This window comes from Aquimarina rhodophyticola (assembly GCF_042434915.1).
In the GTDB taxonomy this organism is placed as follows: domain Bacteria; phylum Bacteroidota; class Bacteroidia; order Flavobacteriales; family Flavobacteriaceae; genus Aquimarina.
Map to the genome: position 1 here is coordinate 3,173,296 of NZ_CP170198.1, position 12,689 is coordinate 3,185,984.

At 34.5% G+C, this 12,689-nt stretch carries 12 protein-coding genes; 4 read left to right on the forward strand and 8 right to left on the reverse strand.

Going from position 1 to position 12,689, the window contains the following annotated elements:
• Positions 1-26: 26 nt before the first annotated feature.
• The 5 genes from ACE939_RS13720 to ACE939_RS13740 form a co-directional block, all read right to left on the reverse strand.
• Entirely contained in the window at positions 27-2,195 is a 2,169-nt protein-coding gene (locus ACE939_RS13720) for a prolyl oligopeptidase family protein (protein ID WP_378186164.1), read from the reverse strand.
• Between the two features lie 144 nt (positions 2,196-2,339).
• Positions 2,340-3,332, reverse strand: coding sequence for an aspartate-semialdehyde dehydrogenase (locus ACE939_RS13725; RefSeq protein WP_378186165.1), 993 nt, complete (start codon positions 3,330-3,332; stop codon positions 2,340-2,342).
• 215 nt (positions 3,333-3,547) lie between these two features.
• Positions 3,548-3,973, reverse strand: a complete 426-nt coding sequence (mscL, locus tag ACE939_RS13730) for a large conductance mechanosensitive channel protein MscL (RefSeq protein WP_378186166.1) — start codon at positions 3,971-3,973, stop codon at positions 3,548-3,550.
• Between the two features lie 96 nt (positions 3,974-4,069).
• Positions 4,070-5,179 (reverse strand): alanine racemase, encoded by a 1,110-nt coding sequence (gene alr, locus ACE939_RS13735; RefSeq protein ID WP_378186167.1) that lies wholly within the window; start codon positions 5,177-5,179, stop codon positions 4,070-4,072.
• Positions 5,172-5,810, reverse strand: a complete 639-nt coding sequence (locus tag ACE939_RS13740) for a thymidine kinase (protein WP_378186168.1) — start codon at positions 5,808-5,810, stop codon at positions 5,172-5,174. The genes alr and ACE939_RS13740 overlap by 8 nt, the downstream gene beginning before the upstream one ends.
• Before the next feature lie 103 nt (positions 5,811-5,913).
• Between ACE939_RS13740 and ACE939_RS13745 the strand changes: the two genes are divergently transcribed.
• Both ACE939_RS13745 and rsmI read left to right on the forward strand, forming a co-directional pair.
• Positions 5,914-6,780: a hypothetical protein gene (locus tag ACE939_RS13745; protein WP_378186170.1), complete on the forward strand. Its 867-nt coding sequence runs from the start codon at positions 5,914-5,916 to the stop codon at positions 6,778-6,780.
• Positions 6,781-6,809: 29 nt separating this feature from the next.
• Positions 6,810-7,481, forward strand: coding sequence for a 16S rRNA (cytidine(1402)-2'-O)-methyltransferase (gene rsmI / locus ACE939_RS13750; RefSeq protein WP_378186172.1), 672 nt, complete (start codon positions 6,810-6,812; stop codon positions 7,479-7,481).
• A gap of 964 nt (positions 7,482-8,445) precedes the next feature.
• Here rsmI and ACE939_RS13755 read toward each other — a convergent pair.
• Positions 8,446-9,036 (reverse strand): carboxymuconolactone decarboxylase family protein, encoded by a 591-nt coding sequence (locus tag ACE939_RS13755; protein ID WP_378186173.1) that lies wholly within the window; start codon positions 9,034-9,036, stop codon positions 8,446-8,448.
• Positions 9,037-9,154: 118 nt separating this feature from the next.
• On the opposite strand from ACE939_RS13755, the gene recJ reads away from it, so the two are divergent.
• The gene (gene recJ / locus ACE939_RS13760; protein WP_378186174.1) at positions 9,155-10,840 is read left to right on the forward strand and encodes a single-stranded-DNA-specific exonuclease RecJ; all 1,686 of its coding nucleotides are present in this window, start codon (positions 9,155-9,157) and stop codon (positions 10,838-10,840) included.
• 57 nt (positions 10,841-10,897) lie between these two features.
• Positions 10,898-11,251 carry a hypothetical protein gene (locus tag ACE939_RS13765; protein ID WP_378186175.1) on the forward strand — a complete coding sequence of 118 codons (354 nt, stop codon included), beginning with the start codon at positions 10,898-10,900 and terminating at the stop codon, positions 11,249-11,251.
• Here ACE939_RS13765 and ACE939_RS13770 read toward each other — a convergent pair.
• Together ACE939_RS13770 and ACE939_RS13775 are read right to left on the reverse strand one after the other, a co-directional pair.
• Entirely contained in the window at positions 11,229-12,179 is a 951-nt protein-coding gene (locus tag ACE939_RS13770) for an alpha/beta fold hydrolase (protein ID WP_378186176.1), read from the reverse strand. The two genes, ACE939_RS13765 and ACE939_RS13770, sit on opposite strands and share 23 nt — an antisense overlap.
• Before the next feature lie 35 nt (positions 12,180-12,214).
• Positions 12,215-12,670: a hypothetical protein gene (locus tag ACE939_RS13775; RefSeq protein ID WP_378186178.1), complete on the reverse strand. Its 456-nt coding sequence runs from the start codon at positions 12,668-12,670 to the stop codon at positions 12,215-12,217.
• Positions 12,671-12,689: the final 19 nt, after the last annotated feature.

The window sequence follows — 12,689 nt, forward strand, 5'->3', positions numbered from 1 at the left end:
AGATCTTTTACTCTAAATATCTTATTTTAACTTTTTAGCTTAGCATTTTGTTTCTCAGGAAGTACCTCAAACCCCATATTGTATAGAGTAAAGCTAAAAATATCGGCGTATTGCTCGATTGTTTTGGCAACAGGAGTTCCTGCGCCATGACCAGCATTTGTCTCTATTCGGATAAGGACAGGCGATGCACCCGCATGTTTTTCTTGCAATTCTGCAGCAAACTTGAACGAATGAGCAGGTACCACACGATCATCATGATCACCTGTGGTAACTAAGGTTGCAGGATATGATACACCTTGTTTTACATTATGTACTGGCGAATATCCTTTTAAATACTCAAACATTTTTTTATCATCCTGTGCAGTACCATAATCATACGCCCAACCTGCTCCAGCGGTAAATGTATGGTATCGTAGCATATCCAAAACTCCTACAGCTGGCAGGGCTACCTTCATTAAATCTGGCCGCTGCGTCATTGTTGCTCCCACAAGAAGACCTCCATTTGATCCTCCGCGTATGGCTAAATAATCGCTTGAGGTATACTTGTTATTTATAAGATATTCTGCAGCAGCTATAAAATCATCAAAGACATTTTGTTTATTGGTTTTGATCCCTGCATTATGCCATTTCTTACCATATTCACCACCACCTCTTAAATTAGGAACGGCCAAAACTCCACCTTGCTCCATCCACACAGCATTGGTTATACTAAATGACGGAGTTAAACTTACATTAAAACCACCATACCCATAAAGCATCGTAGGATTTTTACCATTCAGCTCAATTCCCTTTTTATGAGTTATCATCATAGGAATTCTAGTGCCATCTTTCGAATTGTAGAAGACTTGCGTGCTCTCGTAATCAGAAGGATTATAATCAATAGAAGGTTTCTTATAGAGCCTAGAAGTACCCTTGTCTATGTCATAGGTATAAATATTACCTGGAGTATTATAATTTGTAAAAGAATAGTACAAAGTATTTTCTTCTTTTTTACTTCTAAACCCACTTACGCTTCCTTTACCAGGTAATACAACTTCTCTGGCTAGTTTTCCATCATAATCATATTGAAGCACCTTTGACAAGGCATCAACCATATACTCTGCAAAAAAGTACCCACCACCCTTACTTGGACTCAAAACATTTTCTGTTTCTGGAATAAAATCAGTCCAATTATCTGGAGTTGGATTTGAAGCATCTACAGTAACTATTTTTTGATTTGGCGCATTCAAATTTGTTACCAAGTATAGTTTTGATCCAATGTTATCTATTAAATAAGTATCACTATCGGTATGATCTAGTATGGTAATTAATTTATCGCCTTGTGTAGAGAGATCCTTCAAAAAGAGTTTGTTTCCAGACGTCGAAATACTTGCTGATATTAGCAAATATTTATTATCTTCGGTTACCTGCCCATTAACATAACGATGTTTTTCTTCTGGAGTGCCACCAAAAATTAACTGATCACTTTTTTGGGAAGTACCTAACTTATGATAAAATAATTTGTGTTGATCGGTCTTTGCCGAAAGTTCACTTTCTTCTGGTTTGTCATAACTAGAATAATAAAAACCTTCGTTTCCCTTCCAAGACATTCCAGAAAATTTAACATCAATTAAGGTGTCTTCGATAATTTCTTTTGTCTCAGTATTTTTTATAATAATTTTTCTCCAATCACTACCACCTTCAGAAATAGCGTAGGCAAGCAAGGATCCATCTTCAGAAAAACTTGCACCTCCAAGCGATGTAGTTCCATCTTCACTGAAGGTATTAGGATCTAAAAAAACTTCGGGTGCATCCCCTTCATTTTTAAATCGATATAATACGTACTGGTTTTGCAAACCATCGTTCTTATAAAAGTAGGTATACTCCCCCTCTTTAAAAGGAGCACTAATTTTCTCATAATTCCAAAGATCTGATAATCGTTCTTTCAAATCATTTCTAAAAGGAATATTTTTTAAGTATCCAAATGTAACTTCATTTTGTTGTGTCACCCATGCTTCAGTTTCTTTACTCCTATCATCTTCTAACCAACGATAAGGGTCTTTTACTTGAGTATCAAAATAAGTATCCACAGTGTCTACTTTTTTAGTTTTTGGATATACCACGGCACTTTTTTGTTTATCATTTTCAGCTTTTTTGTTCTCGGTACAGCTCATAAATAAAGCAATTGTACTTAGTAAGCATAAGATTTTTTTCATAACTAGGGATTAAGGATATCTAACAAATTTATTAAAATTTTAAGAGATGTTCATTTAACTTATACGCTTAGCTGTTCTTTTTCTAAAAACAGAAGTTTATATAATTACGGTAAACATATGCTCTTTTAAATTTGAACCTAAAAACTAACCTACTAATTTATTGCTTACTAGGTATTTAGCTATTTGAACAGCGTTGGTAGCAGCACCTTTTCTCAAATTATCGGCTACAATCCACATATTAAGAGCATTTTTTCTGGAGTAGTCTCTACGAATACGACCTACAAAAACATCATCTTTACCTTCGGCATATATAGGCATGGGGTAGGTATTTGTATCTGGGTTGTCTTGAACGACTATTCCTGGTGTATCATTGAGAATTTGTCGAATTTCATTCTCATTAAAATCATTTTCAAATTCTAAATTCACACTCTCGCTATGTCCTCCAACTACAGGAATACGTATTGCAGTAGCAGTGATAGCAATGGTCGTATCATTTAAGATTTTTTGGGTTTCATTTACCAATTTCATCTCTTCTTTGGTATATCCATTATCTTCAAAGACATCACAGTGTGGTATGGCGTTACGGTGAATTGGGTAGGGATAGGCCATCTCACCTTTTTCATTCTTATATTCTTTTTCTAGTTGATTTACCGCTTTGACTCCAGTTCCTGTAATGGATTGATAAGTAGATACAATAATCCGATTGATGTGGTATTTTTTATGAAGCGGAGCTAAGGCCATAACCATTTGAATGGTAGAGCAATTAGGGTTTGCAATAATTTTGTCCTCTTTTGTAATTTCATGAGCATTTATCTCTGGAACAACTAGCTTTTTTGTTTTGTCCATTCGCCATGCCGATGAGTTATCAATAACGGTAGTGCCTGCGTTAGCAAACTTTGGAGCCCATTCTTTTGAGGTTTCTCCCCCAGCAGAAAACAAGGCTATATCTGGTTTTAGATTTATGGCAGTTGAGGCATTTACTATAGGGTAGGATGTTCCCTTAAACGTAATTGTTTTTCCAACTGATTTTTCTGAGGCTACTGGAATCAATTCCGTCAACGGAAAATTATGTTCCTCTAAAACTTTTAAGATTACGGTACCTACCAATCCGGTAGCACCTACAACAGCTACTTTCACCTGTTAAAATTTAAAATATTGATACAAACTTTTCTATGTGTTCGCAATACGAACACTACAAATGTGACAAATAATTAAACTATTTTACGCTTTTTCTTGACTTTTCTATGCATTTACCATAATTGTTAACTATTAAACAAAAAAAGAACCGCTCTTTTATAAAAGAACGGTTTTGAAATTAAAATATGTAGTACAGCGGTGACGCTATTATATACTTATGAATTTTGTTTTTTCAATTCGTCACGAATTTCTAATAAAATTTCTTCTTGTGTTGGGCCTTTTGGAGCCTCTGGTGCAGCAACTTCTTTTTTCTTTGTTTTTTCATACGCTCTTAGAATCATGAATATGACAAAGCCAATCACTACAAAATTAATTATGGTTTGAAGAAAATTTCCATAGGTCATTACTGCTGCATCTGCAGCTTTTGCCGCTGCAAGTGTTTCATGATTACTTCCGTCAAGGGCAAAAAACATATTATTTACATTTTGGCCTCCCATAAATAAACCAATAAAAGGCATAATAATATCTTGTGCCAATGAACCAACAATTTTATTGAAAGCTCCTCCAATAATTACAGCAGTTGCTAATGCGATAATATCACCTTTCATTAAGAAAGATTTAAAATCTTTAAAAAATCCCATATCTTATATTTTTAAATGTTTAGTCAAAGAAGCTCTTTTAAGAGAACAACGTAACCAAAATAAGAAATTTTGAAAGAATAAAATCGATAAAAGGCATTATTTTTCGATAAAAACTCTTTTAATACGAGCAGACATTGAGGTTATTAGTTCGTAGGAGATAGTTCCAGCATCTTCAGCCAAAATATTTGCGGGATAGGATTCATCAAAAATAGTTACTTGATCTCCCTCGTTACAATCAATCGCTGTGACATCTACCATAAGCATATCCATACACACGATTCCGAGGATAGAGGCTCTTTTATTATTAACTATAACAAATCCTTTATTATGTCCATATATTCTTCCTATTCCGTCAGCATGACCAATAGGAATGGTTGCAGAGCGAGTAACTTTTGTAGCTATAAACGCTCTGTTATATCCAGAAGATTCACCAGGCTGAAGTGTGTGGATTTGTGAGATAATAGATTTTAAAGCGGCGATTGGTTTTAATTCTTTATCAAATTTACTTTCGTTTCCAAATCCGTATAAACCAATGCCTGAGCGTACCATGTCAAAATGCGCTTCGGGATAATTTAAAATACCTGATGTATTTACCTGATGTAAAAGTGGTTTGTACCCGATACTATCAATAATTTTTGTTGAGATAGTCTTAAAGGTATCTATTTGTTTTTGAGTAAACGTAGTTTCATTGGCATCTTCACTAGCTGCAAGATGAGAAAAAAGCGAAGTAATTTTAAGAGTCTTGGTTTCTTCAAGTTTTATTAATACTTGGTCAACTTCAGATAAAACGAATCCGATACGGTTAAGTCCAGTATTAAATTTAAGATGGACTGGATAATTCGTAAGTTTTTTTTGGATAGCTAGTGTAATAAAATCGGAAAGTATGCGAATGCTGTAAAGGCTAGGCTCTAAATTATACGATATTAGTTCGACAAAATTACCAACTTGTGGATGAAACACTAGAATAGGTTTTTTGACACCAGCTTCTCGCAAGGCAATACCTTCTGCAGTGTAGGCTACTGCAAAATAATCAACACCTATTTTTTCTAAATGCAAAGCAAGTTGTGAAGCACTATTACCATAGGCATTGGCTTTCACCACAGCAAGAAATTTAACCCCTGATTTAATTTGATTTTTAAGATAGTTATAATTGTGAGTTAAAGAGGCTAGATTAATAATCAATGTTGTTTCTTGTACCTTATTCATTCGGTTTTTTATTAATCTCTTGTGGATCCTTTACGTCAATCTCCTTAACACGTTCTTTTAACATTGCTTTATAGTATGCACCACGACTTAAGGGTTCGTACTCTTCTGTTTCCCCTAACATAACAAGAGCATCGTTAGTAGATTTTCTAAAACTATATTGGGCTAAATTTCCAGTTCTAGTACATACTGCATGTACTTTTGTCACATACTCTGCAGTTGCCATTAATGCAGGCATAGGACCAAATGGATTTCCTTTAAAATCCATGTCTAATCCCGCTACGATTACTCGAATACCTTTGTTAGCTAAGTCATTACAAACCGTGATAATTTCATCATCAAAAAATTGTGCTTCATCAATACCAATAACATCACAAGTATCTGCGAGAATTCTAATATTAGCCGCTGCAGGTACAGGCGTTGACCGAATCTCATTAGCATCGTGAGAAATAACCTTTTCATCATCATAGCGAACATCGACTGCGGGTTTAAAAATTTCAACTTTCTGTTTTGCAAATTGAGCACGTTTTAGTCTACGAATCAGTTCTTCGGTTTTGCCCGAAAACATGGATCCACAGATTACTTCAATCCATCCAAATTGCTCTTTATGATTTACTGTATTTTCGAGAAACATTTTGTATTTTTCAGCATCAAATTAAATGATGTCTTTGTTTTGTCTAAAGACCCAGCAAATTTATTAAAAAACAATAAGCATTGCTAACGCGAATAAGAAAGTTATGAAGAAGAAATTGGAAGAAGAACTTATAAGTATTGCCCATAAAATCTTACAGTTAAAAAACAAATCTGACGTGCATGTATTGCAGGAACAGTCACGAATCCTATATGAAAAGCTTACAGTTTTAAGTTTTGCAGAAACTCATTTTGAAGGTGTTCAACCCACCATCGGTAAGGTGCGCGAACAATTAGAACACTTTGTAGATAACGAAAAAATACAAAAGGATAAATCAACAACGCAAACAACGGATAGTAATGTTCAAAATGTACCTAAAAAGATAGAGTCAGACACTATCGAAAAAAAATCTGAAAAAAACGAGGTAGTGAAGGCCGAAGAATTTACAAGGCAAGTAGCTACCAAGGAGCTCAAAAAAGAGGATAAGATTATAGAGGAAATATCTCCCAAGCTAGAAGAAAGACCAGAATTGATTATTGAAGAAATCAACGCTCGAGTAACAGGTGATCTTTTTGTTAGAGCGAATGAAGAAGATAGGTATAAAGAGGCATTAATGACAGATCAAAGTTATAAAAAAAATGATTTTGAAGAGATTACTGCTGCACATGAAGGCTTACCTATATTAGATAAAATAAAAGAACATCCAACTAATGAAAAGCCAAAATCATTACATGATCGATTAAAAAAAGGAATTCATATCGGTCTTAATGATCGTCTGGCATTTATAAAACACTTATTCGACGGCAGCTCTGCCGACTACAACCGTGTTTTATCGCAACTCAATACCTATAGTAGTAAAGAAGAAGCAGATGACTTTATACAAACGATGGTGAAACCAGATCATAATCATTGGAATGGTAAAGAGGTTCATGAAGAGCGATTCATTAATTTGGTAATGAGTAAATTTGAATAATCAAAACACATAGTTGACTCTATTAATTTATGTCAAAATTATATATAGTTCCTACACCGATAGGTAATTTGCAAGACATTACGCTACGTGCTATTGAAGTCTTAAAAACAGTTGATTTGATTCTAGCAGAGGATACGCGTACTAGTGGTAAATTGCTAAAGCATTTTGACATCACTACCCCTATGCAAAGTCACCATATGCATAATGAGCATCGGACTGTAGAAAGCATAATCAATAGATTATCTCAAGGCGAGGAGGTAGCATTGATCAGTGATGCAGGTACTCCAGCGATTAGCGACCCTGGATTTCTTTTGGTAAGAGCTTGTGTAGCAGGCAATATTGAGGTAGATTGTCTGCCAGGAGCGACTGCCTTTGTACCAGCATTAGTTAACAGTGGTTTACCCAATGATAGGTTTGTGTTTGAGGGATTTTTACCAGTTAAAAAAGGTCGGCAAACACGACTTTTGGCATTGGCGCAAGAAAATCGAACGATGATTTTTTATGAATCTCCTCATAAATTACTTAAAACATTGCATAATTTTATAGAATACTTTGGTCAGGATCGTTTAGTTTCTGTTTCCAGAGAATTAAGTAAATTGTATGAAGAAACAATACGAGGTACGGTGAAAGAAGTTTTTGAACATTTTGAAAGTAAGCCTCCAAAAGGTGAAATTGTAATTGTTTTAGCAGGAAAGAAGTGACATCTTTTTTGGTAGTGTAGTGTCCAATAAATTATGTAAAAGAAAAATAGGCAAGTTTTAACAATCGTAATGGATTTTCTAGCAAGCGGATTAAACAGAGTTGGATAAGAGCCAGATAAACTATACCTAGAAACTGTCAAGGCATGTTTGAACTTGCTATTAATCCTAGCACAAGGGTAATTATTTATCAATAGACAGTATAATCATTCCATCTCTACATCAAAGATAATAGTGCTTAGGATATTTGAAATGAGCTTCTGGAAATTTTAATAGATTTGACTTCTCTAATTCAGCTATTTTCATTTACTATTGGTAGAGGGAATTAGCATCTTTGAAATTGGAAGAACAAACCTATACAAAGTATTAATCGCTTCATATAATATTGTCTTTCAGTTCACACACCCATATAAAGTGATAAACATTACTGCTTATCTTGTGGTAAGACTTAATTGTGAAAGTCATAAAAAATTATTTGAAATTAGGCGTATGTTTGATGAGTATGCTGTATTTTGTTAAAATATTGTTACTGATATAAGGCCGCAGGGTCTAGAGGATAACTTGGTGAAGATAACTGATATCCTTAAGGTATTGTCAACCGTAGATACTCAAATCTATTTAGTACATCAAATTAGAAATAGTTCTAGGTATGTAGTTTGAAAAGGTAAAAAAGCCTGTTATAGGCGATATGAAATATAATTATAACGCTCCACTATAGGAATTGCTGAAGCAGAATTAGAGCGATTTGTAGAGAATTGAGATGAACGAATATCCGTACGCTGTGTAATCTTGGTAAAACAATTGTGAAGATCTTATTTTGTTCTTTGACTCTTCCTAGCAATCAGAAAAGGTATTTAGATAACAAACAGTATCCATAACTTTTGTTTACACAAAATCATGGATACTACCAAAAAGTTAAACCCGTTGAAATTGTAGTTTGATAAAAATTAGTATACCCTCGTTAACACTAACCATGTTTTCCTTTTTCCCAACCATGTTTACTTAGATATTTTTCTCCAGATGCTATAGCGCCCTCTTCTACTGTAGTTCCCATAGAATCGTTCCATCGATTTAGATATCCAAATAAGGAAATAACACCCAGCATCTCAACAATTTCTCCTTCATCCCAATAGTTATAAAGTTCGGTTTTTACAGCTTCATCTACCCTGTTTGGAACCGAAGAAGCAGCAATCGAAAAATCTAGGGCCGCACGCTCTGCATCCGTAAATGCGTCATGTGTTTTGTAATCCCAAATGTTATCCAATTGTTCTTGTTCTGCTCCATAGCGTTCGGCTGCACGAATGGCATGTGCCTGACAATAGCGGCAACCTGTAGCATTACTACTTACCCATGCAATCATCCTTTTTAAGGCTGAAGTCACACGACCTTCATTAGCCATTACTGCTTTATTCAGATTTATAAAAGCTTTGGATATAGCAGGTCGACGCTGCATGGTTAGTACAGAATTTGGACAAAAACCCAATGTTTCATTGAAAAAATCAGAAAGTTTTTGTGTTTCTAAATCATGAGTTGCTGGCAAAGGTGTTACTAATGGCATAGATGAGATGTTTTTTATAAGTATATTGGAAAAATACAACTTTAACGAATTAAAACCAATACGCAACCTCAGTTAAAATCTTGTACCTTTAACCACCATATTTCTTAAATTATATTACATGCGTTGGATTTTAAAACCAAAACCAGATCACAGTGTTGTTGTAAAACTTGCAGAATCTCTAAATATCGATCAAGTGTTGGCCGAGTTGTTAGTACAAAGAGGTATTGAAAGTTTTGAGGATGCAAAAAAGTTTTTTAGACCGGATTTGGCAGATCTGCATGATCCTTTTTTAATGAAGGATATGGATAAAGCGGTACAGAGAATTAGGAAGGCGTTGGACTCTGGTGAGAATATATTGGTGTATGGCGATTATGATGTCGATGGTACTACATCTGTAGCATTGCTGTCTTCATACTTACAAACAGTTTCTCAACAAATAGCCAGTTATATTCCAGATCGGTATGATGAGGGTTATGGTGTTTCTTATAAAGGTATAGATTATGCAGCAGATAATGACATAACCTTAATCATCGCGCTGGACTGCGGAATTAAGGCAATTGATAAGGTAGCCTATGCTCAAGAAAAAGGTATTGATTTTATAATATGTGATCATCATAGACCAGGAAAGCAACTACCAAAAGCTGTGGCGGTGTTGGACCCAAAGAGAGAAGATTGCTCGTATCCTTATAAAGAACTTTGTGGTTGCGGAGTAGGTTTTAAACTAATTCAAGCACTGCAAACTAGTTTTGGAGGAGAAATAAAAGATATTCTTCAATATCTTGACCTTGTGGCGACGGCAATTGGTGCAGATATTGTTCCTATTACTGGTGAAAATAGAATTTTGGCATATTATGGATTACAAGTTTTGAATAAAATGCCTCGCATTGGTTTTCAAGCAATGCTCTCCCAAGTTAAAAAAAAGAAACTTACCATTACAGATGTTGTATTTCTATTAGCGCCTCGTATCAATGCTGCTGGCAGAATGAAACATGGCTTACATGCTGTTACGCTAATGACCGCCACTAATTATGAACAAGCGGTTGCATATGCTAAGGAAATTGAGGTTTATAACGTTGATCGTAAGGAAACTGATCAATCTATAACGATTGAAGCTTTAGAACAAATAAAATCAAAAAACGAAGAAAATAGATGTACCACTGTGGTCTATAACGCTAGTTGGCATAAAGGGGTTATCGGTATAGTAGCCTCTAGATTAATCGAAACATATTACCGTCCTACGCTTGTGTTTACAAAAAGCGGTAACAAATTAGCTGCCTCGGCAAGGTCGGTTAAGGGTTTTGATGTATATAATGCGTTAGAGTCCTGTACAGACTACATCGATCAATTTGGCGGGCATAAGTACGCAGCAGGTTTAACAATGTATGAAAAAAATTATGATGCTTTCAAAAACAAATTCGAGGAGGTAGTTGCAAAAAGTATAGATAGCGAATTAAAAACACCTGAAATTTTAATAGATGTACCTCTAGAATTAGATCAAATATCCAATAAGTTTTATAGAATATTGAAACAATTTGCACCCTTTGGTCCAGGTAATATGGCACCTGTTTTTTTAACAAAAGCTTTAGTTGATAAAGGGTGGGGTAAATGCGTAGGTGCCGATGAAAAGCATTTGAAGCTCACGGTAATTAAGGATAAATTTCAATTTGATGCCATTGGATTCAATCTCGGTAATAAATATGAATTGATAAAATCTAACAAGCCCTTTGATGCGGTGTATACAATAGGAGAAAATGAATGGAATAACGAGATAAAACTTCAATTAATGTTGAAGGATATAAATTAACTAATTTTTATTTAGATTTATTATAAATAATATTATTTTTGAATTAAATATTAGTCTATGAGTACGATTGATAAGATTTATAGTAATTCTATTGGAATGTCTTTTTATTGGAAAGAAAAGTTAGAAACATCCTTGCCTAAAATACAAATAGTTTTTTGCAACACTGGGTTTTTACTTTCTTTTTATGAGCTAAAAGATTTTGCTACGTTTTGTCATGATAGCATGAAAACTGCACCTTGTGCTAGCTGTGATAAAAAAAATAAATGCAGAAATCTTTTATTACGAACTCCTTCGGATAAAATTGATCTAGCGGTTAATCGGGAAGAGTTACAACAAATAGAAAGACTTATAAACGAAACCATCTTTAGAATAGAGAAGCGACGTTGGATTACTTCTCCTTGTCCGAACTAAGAAAGTTTCTAATAAGGTAGCTAATTTTTTTTGCTTTAGTTTCTTGTACAAAATGTTTTTCATCTATAATATGTATTGCCTCTTCTTTAATAGCAAAACTATTTGCAACGCTTATTTGTTGAGGTGGCCACTGTAACATAGTATCATGTATACCCCATATAACCATGGTTGGCACGTTAAAACTTTCAAAAACGTCTCTATAGTCTGGAAGTGTATTACACGTTTCGCTATAATAATAATATAAAGCATCAGTTTTACCTTCGGTTAAAGGAATTTTATAACCTTCTACATCGAGATGATTCAAGGTATTCTCTTGTAGTCCTTCGTCAAATAGTTTTTTAAATAAATTATTGGTGGCGATACCTTTTCGATATGACCACATTTTCGTTTTTGAAGCAATCCCAGGCTGTAACTGTATGGGTGGATAAAATCCATTATCAAAAATAACCGTATTTAGTAACACTAGATTTTCTATACGATGAGGTTGACTTTTTATAAGTTCCCATGTCCAAACACCTCCGGCATCATGAACTACTTGGGTCCATTTTTCAACACCTAATCCTTCCATAAGTTCTAGCAAGCGCTTGGCATGATTTTGTTCATTATAGATATCAAAACCCTCAGGAGAATCGCTTGATCCAAATCCAAGCATATCAGGCACTACAACCCTGTAACCGCCAGAGACTAATGGATCAATCATTTTACGATATAACCAGCCAGAAGTGGGCACACCGTGAAGTAAAACAATCACAGGACCATTACCTTTGTCAATATATTTTATAACACCGTCTTGCGATGGAAATGTTCTTTGTTGTAAGCGAAACTCATCATAAGTTATTTGATTTTTACGAACTTTGGTAGTTTCATAAGGTTTACATCCTATAATCGTAGTTAAACTAATCAAAAGGATAAAAATTCGATAATTCATATGCTTATATTAATCAAAGTGGTAAAATACTATATTTAAATTATATTTTCAATAACGATTGGGTTTCCATTAAATTGAATGATATCTCCAATTTTTTTTCCCAATAACATCTTGCCAATCGGAGAGTTTACCCCTACAGCATAGTAAGTTGTATCATGCACCTCCAAACTTCCAATAGATATACTCATAAAAAAAGCGGCTCCGCTAGTATAAACCAGAGATCCTAGAGTAATCAGCGTAGACGGTGTGATATCTATTTTTGACAAGATAACATCTAGTTTTTGTGCTTCGGCTATTTGTATCCCAAGTTTTTCACGCTCTAGGTGAAGCATTGCTCTGCCAGTTTCGTGCTTGTCACCTGCAGAACTTTTAGTTTCTGATTCGAGAGCACTTTGTATATCATAAACCTGATCTGATAAGCGTTTGAGCTTCATAGCAGTATAATCTCTACATTGACTATATAAGTTTTGTTTTATTTGAGCAGAATTCATAAAAGATGCTTAAAATTAA